Source organism: Methylovulum miyakonense HT12 (genome assembly GCF_000384075.1).
Lineage (GTDB): Bacteria > Pseudomonadota > Gammaproteobacteria > Methylococcales > Methylomonadaceae > Methylovulum > Methylovulum miyakonense.
The window spans coordinates 618,801-634,692 of sequence record NZ_KB913025.1; the positions used below are offsets into that span (position 1 = coordinate 618,801).

The 15,892-nt window shown below is 47.4% G+C and carries 16 protein-coding genes and 2 tRNA genes; 14 read left to right on the top strand and 4 right to left on the bottom strand.

Going from position 1 to position 15,892, the window contains the following annotated elements:
• Positions 1 to 67 precede the first annotated feature (67 nt).
• Positions 68 to 1,351, bottom strand: a complete 1,284-nt coding sequence (locus METMI_RS0103130; protein WP_156829756.1) for a hypothetical protein — start codon at positions 1,349 to 1,351, stop codon at positions 68 to 70.
• A 380-nt stretch (positions 1,352 to 1,731) separates the two neighbouring features.
• Positions 1,732 to 2,736, bottom strand: a complete 1,005-nt coding sequence (locus METMI_RS0103135) for an endonuclease/exonuclease/phosphatase family protein (RefSeq protein ID WP_019864772.1) — start codon at positions 2,734 to 2,736, stop codon at positions 1,732 to 1,734.
• Between the two features lie 193 nt (positions 2,737 to 2,929).
• Here METMI_RS0103135 and lnt point away from each other — a divergent pair, with 193 nt between their 5' ends.
• Both lnt and METMI_RS0103150 read left to right on the top strand, forming a co-directional pair.
• Entirely contained in the window at positions 2,930 to 4,492 is a 1,563-nt protein-coding gene (gene lnt / locus METMI_RS0103145; protein WP_019864774.1) for an apolipoprotein N-acyltransferase, read from the top strand.
• 50 nt (positions 4,493 to 4,542) lie between these two features.
• Positions 4,543 to 5,217: a phosphatase PAP2 family protein gene (locus METMI_RS0103150; protein WP_019864775.1), complete on the top strand. Its 675-nt coding sequence runs from the start codon at positions 4,543 to 4,545 to the stop codon at positions 5,215 to 5,217.
• On the opposite strand, the gene METMI_RS0103155 is transcribed toward METMI_RS0103150, so the two are convergent.
• Both METMI_RS0103155 and METMI_RS0103160 read right to left on the bottom strand, forming a co-directional pair.
• Complete coding sequence (locus tag METMI_RS0103155; protein ID WP_019864776.1) at positions 5,214 to 6,038, bottom strand: MOSC domain-containing protein; 825 nt, start codon at positions 6,036 to 6,038, stop codon at positions 5,214 to 5,216. The genes METMI_RS0103150 and METMI_RS0103155 overlap by 4 nt on opposite strands.
• Positions 6,039 to 6,040: 2 nt before the next feature.
• Positions 6,041 to 6,442 (bottom strand): PilZ domain-containing protein, encoded by a 402-nt coding sequence (locus METMI_RS0103160; RefSeq protein WP_019864777.1) that lies wholly within the window; start codon positions 6,440 to 6,442, stop codon positions 6,041 to 6,043.
• A 157-nt stretch (positions 6,443 to 6,599) separates the two neighbouring features.
• On the opposite strand from METMI_RS0103160, the gene METMI_RS0103165 reads away from it, so the two are divergent.
• The 12 genes from METMI_RS0103165 (at position 6,600) to METMI_RS0103220 (ending at position 15,815) form a co-directional block, all read left to right on the top strand.
• Positions 6,600 to 7,778: an ABC transporter substrate-binding protein gene (locus METMI_RS0103165; RefSeq protein WP_019864778.1), complete on the top strand. Its 1,179-nt coding sequence runs from the start codon at positions 6,600 to 6,602 to the stop codon at positions 7,776 to 7,778.
• 2 nt (positions 7,779 to 7,780) lie between these two features.
• Positions 7,781 to 8,740, top strand: coding sequence for a PQQ-dependent catabolism-associated beta-propeller protein (locus METMI_RS0103170; RefSeq protein ID WP_019864779.1), 960 nt, complete (start codon positions 7,781 to 7,783; stop codon positions 8,738 to 8,740).
• Positions 8,737 to 9,477, top strand: a complete 741-nt coding sequence (locus tag METMI_RS0103175; RefSeq protein ID WP_019864780.1) for an ABC transporter ATP-binding protein — start codon at positions 8,737 to 8,739, stop codon at positions 9,475 to 9,477. Before METMI_RS0103170 ends, METMI_RS0103175 begins: the two co-directional genes overlap by 4 nt.
• A complete protein-coding gene (locus METMI_RS0103180; RefSeq protein WP_019864781.1) occupies positions 9,474 to 10,277 on the top strand; it encodes an ABC transporter permease in 804 nt (267 codons plus the stop codon). The genes METMI_RS0103175 and METMI_RS0103180 overlap by 4 nt, the downstream gene beginning before the upstream one ends.
• 90 nt (positions 10,278 to 10,367) lie before the next feature.
• On the top strand, positions 10,368 to 11,930 hold the full coding sequence (locus METMI_RS0103185; RefSeq protein WP_019864783.1) for a hypothetical protein: 1,563 nt from the start codon (positions 10,368 to 10,370) through the stop codon (positions 11,928 to 11,930).
• Positions 11,931 to 12,176: 246 nt separating this feature from the next.
• Positions 12,177 to 12,674, top strand: coding sequence for a hypothetical protein (locus tag METMI_RS0103190; RefSeq protein ID WP_019864784.1), 498 nt, complete (start codon positions 12,177 to 12,179; stop codon positions 12,672 to 12,674).
• 55 nt (positions 12,675 to 12,729) lie between these two features.
• Positions 12,730 to 12,804: transfer RNA gene (locus METMI_RS0103195), tRNA-Gly, on the top strand.
• A gap of 50 nt (positions 12,805 to 12,854) precedes the next feature.
• Positions 12,855 to 12,928, top strand: a tRNA-Cys gene (locus tag METMI_RS0103200).
• A gap of 209 nt (positions 12,929 to 13,137) precedes the next feature.
• Entirely contained in the window at positions 13,138 to 14,397 is a 1,260-nt protein-coding gene (locus tag METMI_RS0103205; protein ID WP_019864785.1) for a tyrosine-type recombinase/integrase, read from the top strand.
• A 76-nt stretch (positions 14,398 to 14,473) separates the two neighbouring features.
• Positions 14,474 to 14,701: a DUF6290 family protein gene (locus tag METMI_RS0103210; RefSeq protein WP_019864786.1), complete on the top strand. Its 228-nt coding sequence runs from the start codon at positions 14,474 to 14,476 to the stop codon at positions 14,699 to 14,701.
• Positions 14,685 to 14,948: a type II toxin-antitoxin system RelE family toxin gene (locus tag METMI_RS0103215; RefSeq protein ID WP_019864787.1), complete on the top strand. Its 264-nt coding sequence runs from the start codon at positions 14,685 to 14,687 to the stop codon at positions 14,946 to 14,948. Before METMI_RS0103210 ends, METMI_RS0103215 begins: the two co-directional genes overlap by 17 nt.
• Positions 14,949 to 15,101: 153 nt before the next feature.
• Positions 15,102 to 15,815, top strand: coding sequence for a hypothetical protein (locus METMI_RS0103220; RefSeq protein ID WP_019864788.1), 714 nt, complete (start codon positions 15,102 to 15,104; stop codon positions 15,813 to 15,815).
• Positions 15,816 to 15,892: the final 77 nt, after the last annotated feature.

Here is a 15,892-nt window from a genome sequence, read left to right on the forward strand (position 1 = left end):
GTCGGGTTACGCTGATACTAACCCGACCTACGAATTCGTAATACATTGTTTAAATTACATTAAACTCTTAACTTAATGGCAATGAGGCCGGCTCTCCCTTACCATAACATTCATCTACAAAACCGTTATAAGCTTCCGTCACCTGTTCATAGCTTAAATGCGAGGTGCTTCTGCAAAGGATTTCAAGGATACCGATAGTTGTCGGTTTCAATGTTGCGTTGCGTTCTAACATCCTTTCAAAATCAAAACTATCGGATATTTTATAGGATTGGCCTTCAGGGCAAGTGGCTGACTCTAAATTGGACGTCAGGCCACGGGGATGCTTTGAGACGAACTTACCCAAATAATCCCTTCGCTGCGATATGGATTCATAGGCCCAATTATCATAATAAATGATGGAGACCTTCTTATGTTTCGAAGCCAGTTTAGTGCGGATCCGACGGATTTTTTCCACTTCTTTCGGAATTTCGGTTTCATCCAGCATAAAAGAGGACAAACTAGGGAAATACAGGCAATGGCCGAATGCTTCCGCTTCCAGGGTTTTTGATAAGGGGCGTATGGCCCAACCTGCCGGCAACCGGAAATGCCCCATCTGGACAGACAAGCCTAGCAGCCTCGTAAACTTTGAATTGCCGGTGATCAGGACAGGCTCCTTGGCCAAGGCACAATCAACAAGGCGGTTTAGCGAATGGTCAAAATGGCGGATGAACCCGGCCAAATCCACATGGGCGTCACCACGCAACAACCTGGCAATGTAAAGCCAACCAAGCAGGCTAGGATGGGCGCTGTTATCAATACAGAGCTGTTCCCCATACTCAAGCATTTCCCTGGTGTCAATGGCGATGCCTGGAAACTGCCCAAGCACATCGTCCAGATTCCAGACCGGATGCCGGTAACCACCCGGCCCTTGATAGCGCCCTGCCGCACGGTTCTTGGCTTCCCGTATAGTCAAGTCCCAAAACAACAAACGTAACTGCCCTTTAAGTTCCACATTGAGCGACTCAATTTCCGACCGGCATAGGTCAAACAGGATGCGGTCATTTTCTTCATTGATTAACGCCTTTTCTATGGCGAGATATTCTTTCTCTTGCCGCTTTTCAGGGTTGAACGCCGGGTCATTAAGGATCCTATTGCCAAACCTAAAATCACCAACAATAAAAAAAGCCTTGCCGTCCAACGTGGAGCTTGCAAGCTCCTTACGGACACGCGGGCTCCAAATCGGCATGCCGCCCACCCCAATCACGCGGCTAGGTACCGTTAGCTCAGGGAGTTGGCCGGTTGATAATGCGTATCTGAGCCTTACGGCATGGGAAGGCCCGAATATAGGGCGTATTGGAAGATCTTTAGGCATTCAAATTCTCAATATAGATTCAGAAAACGTTAGCCGGATCTGGTTACGCTACCGCTACCAACAGTAGGCGTATTAGCCCGACCTTCACAACTTAAGTGGGTATGCAAAAGTTTTTTAACATTAATTTTTTGTAGCACTCATTCGGCAGCTGGAACGGGTTTGTACCAACAGTAGGCGCATAAGCGATCCGATCCGATCCGATCCATTCCGTAACGTTTACAGTGTGCCTATAGGTATTTTGAAACGTTAAGGACGGGGTTTCAAACCCCGTCCTGCCCTAGTCCTTTGTCCATTGGCTTAACGGTATTGTGCCTAAACCATCTCCCGCACAACATCCTAAAAGTAGGGCGTTATTTTTAACCACACCCTAAACCCTAAGCTTATTGGCTTACCGGGTTGTCAATAAACCGCAGGCGTGCAAACACAGGGTCATGGTCGGACATGGGCAAACCGCTTTTCAGCGGACGGGGGTCAATCGACCATTGCTCGGCTTCCACTTTACAGGGGCCGCCCGCTAAAATATGGTCGATACGGTGGTCGGGATGCAAAACGGCATCGACCGGGGGGCTATGGGCCAATACATAGGCATTTTCCAATAACGGCGGCTGCAAATCAGTCCCTGTGAACCGGCGGTAACGTTCAGTGTTGGCCGTGGTGTTGAAATCACCCGTGACAATCACTGGCAAACCTTTGGTCGTGAGACTGGCTATGCGCTGCCGGAACAAGGTCGCGCTAGGTTCCTTATTGGCGGCCGCGTTGTCAAAATGGGTGTTGACGAACATAAACGTAAAACCGCTGGCCTTCTCACGCAGCAGCACCCAATTGACATAACGGATCATCGACAGTGGGCGATAGCCTAAGGACATCGGCAAATCCGGTGTGTTGCCCAGCCACAATTGCCCTGCATCCAATGGCTCAAAGCGTTCGGTTTTAAACAGCAGGGCGGAGTCGCCGTATTGGAAATTGCCTAAATGGTAACTGACCAAGGTGTATTGGCCTAAAGGCACAATCGCGGCAACGTCACTATCGGCATCCATTTCCTGCAAACCCAACAGATCAGGGGAAAAACTGGCGATGCGCTCGCGGATTTCGGGCAGGCGTACCGACCAAGGCAGCTCGCCCTTGCCCGTTTCACCGTTGCGGAAACGCGCCGCCATCGCTTCGATAAATGCCGAGCCGTACATAACGTTATAGCTCAACACTTGTATCGGAGGAGTATCGCAGCTTTGGTTTTTGGCAATGCTAGCGGCATCGGGCAAGCTACGCGCAAAACCGCCACCCGAATAAGCGGCGATATATTGCCAACCTTGGAAACGGAGGAATGCCAGCAGGGCAAGCAATAAAAGGGTTAGCGTGATAATGATGCGTTTAAACCAAAGCAGCATGGGAGTCTCTCAAGAAAAAGTTATTGCCATCCACTGCGCTGCCTACGTGCAACGGATTATGGAAAAGGCTATATTGCCTGAAAGCAGGACGCTTGGAAATAAGTTAGGAAAGATCGTTGCATAATCCCTGTAACACAGGTGATGCTAAACTTAAGCCCTTTATAATCAAAAACACCACCTTCTTGCCCTGTTTATGAATAGTTTCCCCGTTTTTCTCCGCAACCCGTGGTTGCTGCCCATCCTGTCCGGCATTTTCATCGGCACCAGTTACATTCCGTTTCCGCCCTGGGCTTCTTTGTTTGGTTTCGTGCCGTTGTGGCTGTTTTGGTTGCGGCAAACCCGGCTTAGGCCAGTTTTATGGGGCGGTTTGCTAACGGCGTTTGTGTTCACCTTGATTGGCTTTAATTGGGTTGCGTTGACGCTGCATCAATTTGCCCATCTGGATTGGCCTTGGGCGATTGTCGGGTTGATGCTGTACGGGGTGATCGCCAATTTGTATGTGCCTGTGGCAGGGCTGTTCTGGTTTTTGGGAAGGCGTTTCCTGCGCGGGCCAGAGAGGTGGTCATTGTGGCTGATGGCGGTCATCACCGCGTTGTGCGAGGCGAACTCTTACACGGTGTTCGACTGGAATTTTGGTTATTCGTGGTACGGCGCGGATTTTCCGGTTTACCAATGGGCGGAACTTATCGGCTTCAGCGGCTTGAGCGCGGTGACAGTATTGACCAACCTGCCGTTGACGGTGGCTTGGCAACAGCGGCGGCAGCCGTCCGGCAAGTACATCTGTGGTGGTGTCTTGGCGGTTTTTATGGTGCTGAATTGCGGCGGGCTGTGGTTGAAATCGCGGTTGCCGCCACCGGATGCGGAGCTGAATGCTTTGTTGGTGCAGGCCAGTATCAGCAATAAGGAAAAAATCTCGGCGGAAGTGGGCGAAGGCCATCGTGAGGCCATTTGGAAACGCTACACCAGCCTGACGGCGGAGGCGATAGCGGCGCATAAAGATGTGAAAATTGATTTTGTCATGTGGCCGGAAACGGCTTACCCGTATTTGTTGGGCGAATGGTTTAAGGATTCCGGGCAATCCCAAGCTTTGTCGGCATTCGTGCGTGGGCAACAAGTGCCGCTATTGACGGGGGCATATAGCGTCGACCTAGCCTCCCGGTTAATCACCAATTCCCTGTTCGTCTTGGATAAAAACGGCGCGATTGTCCCGCCGCACTACAGCAAGTCGATCCTATTGGCCTTTGGCGAATTTATCCCTGGCGAAAGTTATTTTCCTGAAATCCGTAAGTGGTTGCCCGTAACCGGGCATTTTGCGCGCGGGCCGGGGCCTGAGCAGTTGCTGGCCTTAAATGGTTTTAAAATGGGGGCGCAGATTTGTTACGAAAGCCTGTTCCCTGCGTTTTCGCGTTCCTTGGCGCAGTTGGGGGCGCAGTTCATCGTCAATGTCACTAACGACTCGTGGTACGGCACTTGGCAGGAGCCTTACCAGCACATGTACATGACGCTGGCGCGTGGGGTGGAATTCCGCCGCCCGGTGTTGCGGGTGACCAATACGGGCATTTCCACGGTGGGTTTGGCTACTGGCGAAATACTCGAACAATCGCCGCTGGAACAGTCTTGGGCTGGCGTTTACCGTATCCCTTACCATAACCAACCTGCCGCGACTTTTTACCAGACTTATTTTTGGTTGCTTCCTTGCCTGTTATGGGCAACGTTGCTGGCGTTGCTTTTGTCTGGGATTACGCGGAAAAGCTGAAATACGGCCTGTCCATTTAGAAAACAGTTATTTTTTACGGGAAACCAACCATGCCTTTACCTTTGTCCCGCCGCTGGCGTGAATTGCTAATTTTGCTGCTGCTGATGTCCGTCACCACGCCCATTTTCTGGTTGACGGATTTGGACCAGAGGGCGGCGGCGTTGTTTTATCAAGGGGGCGAAGGGCATTCCGCTTGGGCTTGGGGTGATTGGTGGCTATGGCGTGGTTTGTTTGCTTACGCGCCGAAGGTGCTGGGTGCTGTTGCGGTGGGGGCTTTGCTGCTTGCCGTCGCCAGTTACGCTGTGGGGCGGTTAACACCTTGGCGGCGGCCTGCTTTGTATATGGCGCTGGTGATTGCCCTGGGTTCGGGCGTGGTGGTCAATTGGGTGTTTAAAGACCATTGGGGGCGGCCTAGGCCACTGCATACCAGCGAGTTTGGGGGGCATAACGGTTATGTCCCGCCGTTACAAATCGGCGGCACGCCGCATAAGTCGTTCCCGTGCGGGCATTGTTCGGTCGGTTACGCGTTGTTTGCCCTGTATTTCTTATCCCGCAAACGCAAGGCGTTTTATTTTGCCTTGACGCTGGCCGCAGGATTGGTAATGGGCTTGTCGCGCATGGCGGCGGGAGGGCATTTTATCTCGGATATTTTATGGTCGGGCTACCTGGTGTTCTTGGTGGCCTGGCTGTTGTATTACGGATGGTACGAACGCGGGCAGGATTAGATAGGCGGCTGCTTTTCGCCTGTTTGGAGGATGGTGACCGGATCGCCAACGCTTAAAACCCCTGTTTGGTTATGCAAGGCGTTTTGCCCGAAATAGACTTTATTTTGCCATTTGCGGGTGCGGTTGAGCGTGAATAGCGGTTCTTTGCCAGTTTCTGCGGTGTCCGGGTCGATAGTCGGGATAGAACAGCGTGAACAGGGTTTGGGCAGCCTAAATTCAATCCCGCCAATACGGATTTCACGCCAGCTATCTTCCGCATAACCTGCACAGCCTGAAACAACTACATTAGGGCGGAAACGCGCCATCGGCATGGGCAATTGCATGGCTTCGTTAAGGCAAGCCAGGGAATTTTCCGAAACCAACAAAAACGGAAAGCCATCGGAAAAAGCGGTCTGGTCACCAGCCAGTGCATAATTGGGGTCAACACGGCGAATTTCATTGTCCGGAAAATAAACTAGACGGCACTCTTGCCCTAAGGCATCACTGAACCACAGGTCAGCTTCGGTAGAGACATGGCGGGCTATACAAGCATCTTCCCAGATGCGGCAGGGCACTTCCCCTCCCTGTGCAGGCATCAATGGCAAGACCAAATCCGCTTTATCCGGAACCGAAATCCGCAGGTGCCGCCCAATCAAGGCCGTTTTGATGGCGGCCATTTTAGGTAAGCGGCGTTGGCTGAGGAACTGGCCATCCACGTCAACCAACATCCATTGCCTATCGTATTGCAAACCTGTGGTTACGACAGGGCAAGAGGCTACGCTGATGCCCGCTAATGATTTGATCGGATAAATGGTAATCTGGCTGAGGGTGATAATGGCCATTCTTATTTAAAAACCAGTTTAGTTTGTGTTTCCAGAAGATATTCGCCTAACTCATTGTTGTAGCGGTCAAATTTTATGCCATACCGGTTGTTGGTGTTGTCGGCGATACGCACGACTTTTGCTTTAATCACAAAGGTTTTTCCGGTTTTAAATTTGAGGGTTAAAGTCAGCTTCTGGTTAATTTTTAGTTTTTTTTCAGATTCAATCAACACCCCCTTACTCGTAATGTCAATCAAGTTAACCGCAAACACTTTCCCGCCATAAAAAAACCCAAGGTCACTGACGGACGCGTCTATATCGGCACGGATAAAACGTGTGGCAATACGATGGTTTTTGAGTAAATCTTCTGGAAAATTGGCGTTAAAAAGCACATCTAATTCGTCATTTTCGTCGAAATCATTCATAAGCAAAGAATTCCTGAAGAGGATAAGTCCTCTTAATATCAGCGTGTAAAGATGAAATTTCAAATATGAATTAAGCTTTTATTAGAAAAGCTAAATAATTTTTATTGAATCGACTAGAATTACCTCGGTTAAATCTGCCATATTAAGGAAAGAAAGCGTGTTATTTAAGGTAATTTTTCACATTTTATGTTTTAATTTTATTTTCTTTTTCGCTACGGCTTCAGCTAAAAATAAACAAGTTATTGATATTGTTTATTTAACGCAAGAGAAAAGCCCTCCCCATTTTTTATCCAATTTTGATATTTTTGTCAAAAATAAGGGAATTTTTGGTGCCGAGCTGGCAATCAGTGACAACAATACCACCGGAAAATTTACCAACCAGCAATTTAACTTAAAAAAACTCATTGTGCCCGAAGACGGCGCTGCCGATGACGTTTTTGCCAAACAAATTGCAGGGAAGTACCGTTATTTGGTCACCGTCTTGCCTGCGGAACCTCTACTAAAGATCGCCGATTTGCCTGCGGCCCAGCAAATGCTGATATTGGATGCAGGGACGACCGATGATGAATTGCGTAACGGGCAATGCCGTAGCAACGTCCTACATCTGTTGCCGACACGCACCATGCGGACGGATGCATTAGCACAATACATGATGAAGAAACGTTGGACAAAGTGGTTTTTGGTAAGCGGCAAAGCACCAGAAGACCTTTTGTTTGCCGAAGCCATCAAACGCTCCGCCAAACGCTTCAATATGGATATTGTCACCGAGAAACCTTGGGAACACACTTACGATGCACGGCGCACCGTCCAGTCCGATGTAGCCGTATTCAGCCAAGTGGATGACTATGATGTCCTGGTGGTTGCCGATGAACAAGGGGAATTTGGCGAATATTTGGATTACCGGACTTGGCTGCCTAGACCCGTGATGGGCACACAAGGCTTGATTGCAACCTCCTGGCATCGCACCCATGAACAATGGGGCGCCATACAACTCCAAAACCGCTTTAAAGAAAAAGCCGGACGATGGATGGAAGAGGAAGACTATGCGGCGTATCTGGCAATAAGGGCGATAGGTGAAGCGGCGACGCGCACGCAAACCTCAGAACTCAATCCGGTAAAAACGTATTTGCTCAGCGACAAATTTGCATTGCAAGGCTATAAGGGCAATCCCTTGTCCTTCAGGAGCTGGGACGGGCAATTGCGGCAGCCAGTCTTGTTGGCGGCCCCACAGTCATTAGTCACCGTTGCGCCTATCGAAGGTTTTCTGCACCCTAAATCGGAACTTGACACGCTGGGTTTTGACCAACCAGAATCAAAATGCCAATGGAACCATTAACCATGAAAAAAATGCTTTTAAGCGGTTTATTGTTGACCATGTCAGCCACCGTTACGGCTGAAACCGTGTTTGTCACCCTGGAAAAGGATAATGCGCTGGCGATTGTTGATCCTGTGGGCGGCAAGTTATTGAAAACAGTACCGGTGGGCCAACGCCCGCGCGGCATTGCCATCAGCCCTGACAATAAAGTGTTGTACGTCGCCACCAGCGATGAAAACACTATAAAAATCATTGACAGCGAAACCTTGAAAGAACTGGGCAGGCTACCTTCGGGCGATGACCCTGAAACCTTCGCGCTGAATCCGGCTGGCGACAAACTCTATGTCTCAAATGAAGATGACAGCATGGTCACGGTAATTGACATTGCCAAAAAGCAAGCCATCAAACAAATCAAAGTCGGCGTGGAACCCGAAGGGATTACCGTCAGCCCTGATAACCGCTGGCTGGTTAGCGCGTCGGAAACCACCAATATGGTGCATTGGATAGACACCAAAAACCATGAAATCAGCGAAAACACCTTAGTCGACCCAAGGCCACGCGCCGCCACCTTTACCGCCGATAGCCAACAGCTTTGGGTAACTTCAGAAATGGCAGGCACCTTGATGGTGTTAGATGTCAACACCAAACAAATCATCAAAACCATTAAATTTGAAGCCACCGGCGTGACTTCCGACAAAATCCAGCCAGTAGGCATCGCCATTGACAAAGAAAGGCGCCGTGGCTATGTGGCATTAGGGCCTGCAAACCGCGTTGCCGTGGTCAATGCACAAACCTTTGAAGTGGAAAAAATGCTTCTGGTCGGCTCGCGGGTCTGGAACTTGGCGTTTTCGCCTGACCAAAAGCGCTTATATACCACCAATGGCGTGAGCAACGACTTGTCGATCATTGACCTTGAAAATATGGCCGTGACCAAATCAGTGGGGGTCGGGACGTATCCTTGGGGAGTCGCGGTAAAACCATGAAGCCAGCGATTGCCTTATCAATAGAAAATTTAAGCTTTACCTACAGCGGCAAAAAAGTCTTGGATAAGGTCGGTTTTCAAATTCGTGCGGGTGAATGCACCGTCTTACTCGGCCCTAACGGGGCGGGCAAAACCACCTTATTTTCCCTAATCACCCGTTTATATGACAGCCATGACGGGCGCATAGAATTATGTGGCTTTGACTTGCAACGGCAAACCTGCAAGGCATTGGCCAAGCTGGGCATTGTCTTCCAACAGACGACCTTAGACTTAGATTTGTCTGTCATGGACAACCTGTATTACCACGCCTCTTTGCATGGCATCGGGCGCAAACAAGCACAGCAACAGATCCGGCAGGAACTGGAACGGCTTGATATGTGGGAAAGGAGGCTTGAGAAAATCCGCCAGCTCAATGGCGGGCATAAACGCCGCGTGGAAATTGCCAGGGCATTGATACACAAACCGTCCTTGTTGTTATTGGACGAACCGACTGTCGGACTGGATGTGCCGAGCCGGCAAGCGATAGTCGAATATGTCCATCAGCTCAGTAAGGAAAACGGGCTTGCCGTATTATGGGCGAGCCATTTGATTGATGAGATCTATCCCGACGATCATTTACTGATCCTACATAAAGGCCATATAAAAGCCAATGGCACCGTAGATGAGGTCTTACGGTTAACTAACACGGCCCACATTAAAGAAGCGTTCCACAACTTGACGCAAGGGGAAGCAACGTGACTATTGTCCATTATTGGCGGGCGATGTGGGGCATCGTTGGACGTGAGCTCTGGCGTTTTGTCACCCAGCGCGAACGTTTTATTTCGGCACTGGTCAGGCCATTGGTCTGGCTATTTGTCTTTGCCGCCGGATTCAGGGCGGCATTAGGCTTGGCGATTAGCCCCCCTTACGAAACCTATATTCTGTACGAAGTCTATATCACACCCGGCTTATGTGGCATGATCCAGTTGTTTAATGGTATGCAAAGTTCGTTATCAATGGTTTATGACCGGGAAATGGGCAGTATGCGTATTTTGATGGTGAGCCCGTTGCCACGCTGGTTTTTATTGCTCAGTAAATTATTTGCAGGTGTCGGGGTTTCCATTTTACAAGTGTATGTATTTTTAGGCATCGCCTGGTGCGATGACATTCACGCGCCTTGGCAAGGCTATTTATGGGCATTGCCCGCGCTGATGCTCTCAGGGCTGATGCTAGGGGCATTAGGGTTGTTACTGTCGTCGTTTATCAAACAACTGGAAAACTTTGCAGGCGTAATGAATTTTGTCATCTTTCCGATGTTTTTTATGTCAACAGCATTGTATCCGCTATGGAAGTTAAAAGAATCCAGCGCCTTGCTGCACAACTTGGCCCAATACAATCCTTTTTCCCAAGCAGTTGAACTCATCCGCTTTGCCTTGTATGGACAAATGGCCCAATACGCGTTTATATATACCCTGGTTGCGTTCACAGTGTTTATGGCAATAGCCATACTTGGTTACAATCCATCAAAAGGGATGATGAGCAGAAAAGGTGGTGGGTAATAAAACTCTGGGCATATGTAAGCATTGCGTTTTTTATCTAAATCATTTTTTCCAGACAATCATTTCTAAAAAAACCGGGTGGATAATTAATTGAGACATTCATTTTTTCTAGTTATTCCAAAGCAAAGGAACGATCCTCAGCGGCTGAAGGAATTTGATGAGAAAATTTTGGAGCAATGGGTCTCTGAATTGCCTATTGCCAACCCGTTATTGGCCTCACGGTTAGTTTATGACTATATTACCGAACTCAACGGCATAAAAACGCCTGTCCAGTTACGTTTGGATACCCTAGAAAAATTAAGGCCCAGCTTTCTTGCCATTGAGGAATATTTGCGCTCAAGATTAGTGAAAACGGATTTTCCAAAAGAAGAAAGCGAAAAAAAGGCCTTTAGGTTTTTGGTCGCCCTAGAAAAAGAATTTACCCTGAGCTACTGGATCGCTTTAAAAGAGCTGAACAGCCATTCGGTCAGCTGGTTTCAGGGCAAAAATATCTCCTTGTCCATCCATCGTTGCCTCAAAGGGCTAAGCCAAATCATCAAAAGCCATTTTATTATGGGCATGGCTATCCCGGACTGGATATGGTTGGACTTGCATTCATTATATAAACTCAGCCTTAAACTTAAAAAACAAACGGCACAAATCGCCCTGAACGACGCAGTCAATCCAACAAGCAAAACCAGCAGCCCTGAAGGTTGTTACATCGAAACACTCCTGCTGATGCTTGCGGACACCAAAGGCCTGATGCAAAGGGAAATTAAATGGGTCAACAGCTTCATCCAAACATTAAGCCCCCACGTCGTATTTAAAAACCACCCTATCTTAGGACAACAGACACAATGCATTGTCTTGCTTGATGAAGACAAACCCCCTTTTTTTCAACTCAGTGACGACATCCAATCCGAGTCCATTCGGCTCTTCATCGACTTTACAACACTCTATCAGATCATCGACGCCAAAAAAGCCAGTGTCAACGTCCCCGAATCAAGATATACGGCATCAAATTTAGTTGGCAATGCAAACGAAAAACTAACGGTAGAATTGCTTGATTACCTTAAAAAAAGATGGTCTGGCATCCCCTTAGAAAGCACACCGCTTTTTGGTGACCGGCTTGACCGCTATATAGCCATCGGCCTGACAGCCACCTATAAGCTACAAAAAGCCCTTGATATTGCGGAAGAAGATGACCTGGAATATATTGCACAATCCGTCTCCAACCGGCTTCTATCTTGTATATTTAAAAAACAGGGGATTTTATCCGTCGGCAGCTTAGTCAGCTTCAGAAAAGCGGGCACGCCAGCAAATAAACGGTCATTAGGGATAGTCGACAAGCTGGTCGTAGAGAAAGAAAATGGCAAAGTAAGCTTTGGGCTATCTTTGTTAACCCCCCATGCTTTAGCCGTCAATTATTTTCAGCTGAACACTGGCGCCAACGAAGCCTTTAAAAAAGCCCTCTTTTACCAAGTAAAGGACCAAGAATCCAAGAGCTACCTCATTACCGACACTTTTTTCCTAAAAACGGGTGATATGATCCGTTTATTTATCGAGCATGAGGAATTCAATATCACATTGAAAAACAAGAAAAATATAGGCTTAGGATATTGGCGGTTCGAATGCATGAAAACGCCAGAAAAAAAGATAATAGACAGCGCTTAAAAAAGCCGATACTTTATTCCCATCATGAAATAATAATTAATCGGCCAAAACACTTGAAAAGATTTTTCATCATGGTAAGTTGGTAAATTAAGTAGTTATTGATTGATCATTTAACTGCTGGTTAAAAAGTCGAGGGGATTGTTTGAAGCAAAAACGTTTAGTTAAATTAACATCATAAACATAAAAATGCTTCCGGCATATTTGCAAAAAATAATAAATAAAATTGAATTATCGTGAGGATGAAAAATGAGCAATGAAGAAAATGAAAACCAAACTGTAGAAAATACGGTAGCGGATGAAGCCCCGAAAAAAACAGTTAATAATATTATTTCAACAGTACTTGGCTTAAAAGAAAAAAACCCTAAAGTGTTTTTTGGTGCTGTTGGCGGTGTCGTTATTCTTCTAATCATAATGATGATGAGCGGCGGTGACTCGAATACCGTTTCAGGCCCTGTGATCAAAAACCTTGCAGTAGGCCAACGATATGTACTAAAAAGTGCCAATGCCTACGATAAGGAAGCAACCGTCCGTTTAGTATCTGTCCCAGGGACAATCGCTGCGTATGATGACACCGAAGAAGCCGATAGGAATGGTGCCTGCCAACATATCGCGCAAGGAACGCCTGTCTCTATCCTTGAACTGCAAGACGCATATGGAAAGAAAAATGCTTATGCTAAAGTCCAAATAGAAGAAGGTGAGTGTAAAGGTAATTCAGGTTGGGCGTTATCAATTGATGTCCAATAAAATTTAGCTTGACGCAAATTATTAAATCTATATAATACGTCGAATAAATTCCAGTGCGGGAATAGCTCAGTGGTAGAGCACAACCTTGCCAAGGTTGGGGTCGCGAGTTCGAATCTCGTTTCCCGCTCCAATAGTTCTAAAAAAAGCCGCGAATTTCGCGGCTTTTTTATTTCGATATACGGCTGCGTAGCAAAATGGTTATGCAGTGGCCTGCAAAGCCATCTACGCCGGTTCGATTCCGGCCGCAGCCTCCACTAGTGAATTCATACAGATTCCACGAAGTACAAAAACCCGCAAGTCATAAGGCTTAGCGGGTTTTTTATTGTCCAACGAAGTGCAGTAACATACAATGGAAGCCACAACTTTTAGCAGTAACTTTGTCAGTAACAGTATTTTTTAAAGTTACTGCGATAAAAGTTACTGCAAGCAAGGTATGTTGTTTTTACTTCAAGGAGTTACCGCAATGGCTAAAGAACTTCTGTTTGATGTCTCTATCCGCAACGCAAAGCCCACCGACAAAGACCAACGCCTAAATGATGGTGGTGGCCTGTATCTACTCATTAAACCCACTGGTGCTAAATGGTGGCGATTTGATTACACCTTTTTAGGCAAACGCAAAACCTTATCATTGGGTGTCTATCCCAAAACATCATTAATTGATGCCCGAAAAAAAGCCAAAACAGCAGCCAGTAAAATCGCCAACAAAATCGACCCTAGTGCAGAACGTAAAGAAGAAAAAATAGAACAGGCAAAGCAAAAAGAAAATGAACGCCTTCTTGATTTGGGCTTGCCTGTGCTTAACAGCTTTGAGTATGTGGCGCGTGAGTGGGGCGGTAAAAAGGTCAATGACTGGGAAGATAAAAACAACCGTTCCAAACGAATGCTTGAACGGAACATTTTTCCTTGGCTTGGCAGTAAACCCATTACCGATATTTTGCCGAAAGATATACTCGATTGCTTAAGACGCGTTGAAGATCGGGGAACTATCGAAACCGCACACCGCACCCTGCAAATATGTGGGCAAGTTTACCGTTATGCAGTGGCAACAGGGCGCATTGATCGGGATATAACCCCTGATTTACGCGGTGCATTGCCACCCGCCAAAGGCGAACACTTCGCCGCCATAACCGAACCCAAGGCCGTAGCCGGATTGTTACGCGCCATAGATAGCTATCAAGGCTCGCTCCCCTCTGTTTGTGCCTTAAAACTTGCACCGCTGGTATTTGTCCGACCTGGCGAATTACGCGCCGCCGAATGGCAACACATCGACTTTGACGCTAAAGAATGGCGTTACTTTGTATCAAAAACCGAAGTGCAGCACATTGTTCCGCTATCCGCCCAAGCCATGGCGATACTGCTAGAACTCCAACCACTGACAGGCCACGGGCGGTATATATTCCCGTCTGAACGCACCCCGCGCGGTGATCGGTGCATGAGTGAAAACACCCTTAACGCCGCTTTAAAACGTCTAGGCTACGGTAAAAACGTAATGACTGCCCACGGGTTCAGGGCAATGGCACGAACCATCTTGGATGAAGTGCTAGGCTTTCGGCCTGACTTTATCGAGCATCAATTAGCCCACGCTGTAAGAGATCCCAACGGGCGGGCATACAACCGCACCGCACACCTACCAGAACGCCATAAGATGATGCAATCATGGGCGGACTATCTGGACGGCCTCAAAAACGGGGCGCAAGTGATACCGTTTAAAAAAGCCGTGTGATGCTGGATTGCTTTGGTGGCTTGAATTGTCCAGAGACGTATAATAAAGCCCGACAAGACACCAACAGGGGCAAGATATGACAACCGTAGAACTCGACAACGAAACCACCGCCTTGCTGGCTGAAATGGCGGAACAGGAACATACCACTTTGGCGCAACTGGCAAACAGGCTATTGACCGAATGCCTTGAGGATTGGCAGGACGCACGGGCGGCCGATGCCGCGTTGGCGGAACTGGAAAGCGGCTCAGATACCGTTATCAGCTTTGAGGATTGGGAGAAACAGCTAGATGCAATGGCGCGTTGAACTGAAAGCCAAGGCCGCGCAAGCCATCAACAAACTGGATGCCCCGCAGCGGGAACGCATACGCGCCTTTTTAAAAAAGCAATCGACCCAAACCAACCCACGCGCCACCGGAAAAGCCCTACAAGGCCAGCTTGCCGGATATTGGCGATACCGTGTCGGTGATTACCGGATAATCTGCCAAATCAAAGACGGCGAACTGCTTATCTTGGTGATCGAAATCGGACACCGGAAGGACATTTACCGCTAACCCCCATAAAGTACGCCCTGTTTTTAACCCTTGGCGTAATCTCTTGATATAATTCACCTTGACCGGATAGCCCGACGGGGCAATAAGCGGGATTCGTCCCCCGTTTCTGGTCTTCCTTTCAGGACGGATTGACACTTTGACGGGGTGTGAAGCGTGAAACTAGACAATCTTTTAAGTGGCAACACTGAAGCCATCAAAAACTTGCCGATAGAAAAGAGGGCAACAATAATTAGTGGCCTGCCCGATGAATTGAAAATCAAAGATATTGCCAAACTTGCTTTTCCTGATGACGAAGAAAAACAGGAGTCTTTTAGACTGCTACTAATTGGCTTATGTAAATCCGGTAGGCTTAAATTTTATGGCGATATTAAAGGCTGGGAGTATTGGGATAATATGCCTAATCCTTATCCAAAATCGGATGGGGATTATCCATTAATGTTTGTAGGTGATTATTACACCCCTGAAAAATTGTATGCTTATCCAGATGACTGCTTGATTCATAAGGATAATTTTGAAACTTATCTGAAAAATAAACAATTGTGGCCTATTGATGGACTGCTGGCTAATTGGTGGGCAAATGAAAAAATATTCGAATCAAAGCCTGATGCCGAATCGCAGAATAAAAACGATATTGAGACTGGAACACAGAGGAAAAATGATTTTCTTAATTTCCTTAGGCGGATTCAGCCAGATATTGACGATACCTTGATTATGAATACAACTAAAGAAAACGCCTTTAACCAAGTAAAGCAAGCCAATCCCGAATTATGGAATATTGAATTTGGCTATTTCAACCGCTTTTTTTGGCAAGAATTTTCGGCAAATACTGGCATTAAAGGGCAGCCAGGGCGGGGCAAAAACAAATAAATCAAAGGGACTGAAAAATCCCTTTTTTATGCCCATAGAAAAATCAAGCCCTAAAATATCGGATACATAGGAATTAT

Coding starts and splice junctions, on each gene's coding strand:
- METMI_RS0103130 (WP_156829756.1), bottom strand. CDS start 1,351: ATGCCTAAAGATCTTCCAATACGCCCTATATTCGGGCCTTCCCATGCC.
- METMI_RS0103135 (WP_019864772.1), bottom strand. CDS start 2,736: ATGCTGCTTTGGTTTAAACGCATCATTATCACGCTAACCCTTTTATTG.
- lnt (WP_019864774.1), top strand. CDS start 2,930: ATGAATAGTTTCCCCGTTTTTCTCCGCAACCCGTGGTTGCTGCCCATC.
- METMI_RS0103150 (WP_019864775.1), top strand. CDS start 4,543: ATGCCTTTACCTTTGTCCCGCCGCTGGCGTGAATTGCTAATTTTGCTG.
- METMI_RS0103155 (WP_019864776.1), bottom strand. CDS start 6,038: ATGGCCATTATCACCCTCAGCCAGATTACCATTTATCCGATCAAATCA.
- METMI_RS0103160 (WP_019864777.1), bottom strand. CDS start 6,442: ATGAATGATTTCGACGAAAATGACGAATTAGATGTGCTTTTTAACGCC.
- METMI_RS0103170 (WP_019864779.1), top strand. CDS start 7,781: ATGAAAAAAATGCTTTTAAGCGGTTTATTGTTGACCATGTCAGCCACC.
- METMI_RS0103175 (WP_019864780.1), top strand. CDS start 8,737: ATGAAGCCAGCGATTGCCTTATCAATAGAAAATTTAAGCTTTACCTAC.
- METMI_RS0103190 (WP_019864784.1), top strand. CDS start 12,177: ATGAGCAATGAAGAAAATGAAAACCAAACTGTAGAAAATACGGTAGCG.
- METMI_RS0103205 (WP_019864785.1), top strand. CDS start 13,138: ATGGCTAAAGAACTTCTGTTTGATGTCTCTATCCGCAACGCAAAGCCC.
- METMI_RS0103210 (WP_019864786.1), top strand. CDS start 14,474: ATGACAACCGTAGAACTCGACAACGAAACCACCGCCTTGCTGGCTGAA.
- METMI_RS0103215 (WP_019864787.1), top strand. CDS start 14,685: ATGCAATGGCGCGTTGAACTGAAAGCCAAGGCCGCGCAAGCCATCAAC.